Here is a 646-nt window from a genome sequence, read left to right as displayed (position 1 = left end):
CCGACGCGCGTACGCCGGGCAGCGCGGCCGGGCCCCGCTCCCGTGCGGCACGGGCCGCGCTCGCCGCACTGCGCCGGGACAGCGTGTCCAGCAGCTCCCGCTCGCCCCGGCCCCGCAGCAGGAGCAGGACGAACGGGTCGGCGTCCAGCAGGCGGGCCGTCTGGTAGCAGAGCGCGGCCGCGTGCTTGCAGGGGCGGCCGGAGTCGGGGCAACTGCACTGCGGGATCAGGTCGCCGGGGCCGGGCAGCAGGGGCACGCCCCGGTCGGCCAGGGTGTGCGGCAGCTCCTTGTCCAGTAGCGCGGCGATGTCGGCCGGGCTGTCCACCGCCGCCTCCAGGAGGCGCTCCCAGTCCTCGTCGCTCAGCCTCCGCAGGCGCAACTGCACCCGGTACGGCCGGGGGCGGCTCCCCCGCACGTACGCCAGCACCAGTCCTGGTGTCACGGTGATCGCGTCGACATTGCCCGCGTCCGCGTAACCGCGCCCTCGGGCCAGCCGGTTGACGTCCAGCGCGGTGTGCTCCAGGGCGTCGACCCATGCCTGGCCCCACCAGGTGGTGGCGAAGTCCTGCGGCTCGGGGCGGGGCGCGAACGGGGGGAAGGTGCGACGGAGTTCGCTGTCGCGGTGGGGGGTGGCCATGGAGGAGGG

1 protein-coding gene is annotated in these 646 nt (G+C 76.0%); it reads right to left on the bottom strand.

Translation table 11 applies throughout. From position 1 onward, the window contains the following. Positions 1 to 646 (bottom strand): SWIM zinc finger family protein (locus GT030_RS00745; protein WP_237522134.1); only part of this gene is annotated, 646 nt, incomplete at both ends.

It is taken from the genome of Streptomyces sp. SID1328, assembly GCF_009865595.1.
GTDB lineage: Bacteria > Actinomycetota > Actinomycetes > Streptomycetales > Streptomycetaceae > Streptomyces > Streptomyces griseoluteus.
The sequence above is the reverse complement of the archived record's forward strand: the minus strand, read 5'-3'. Positions and strand labels throughout refer to the sequence as shown.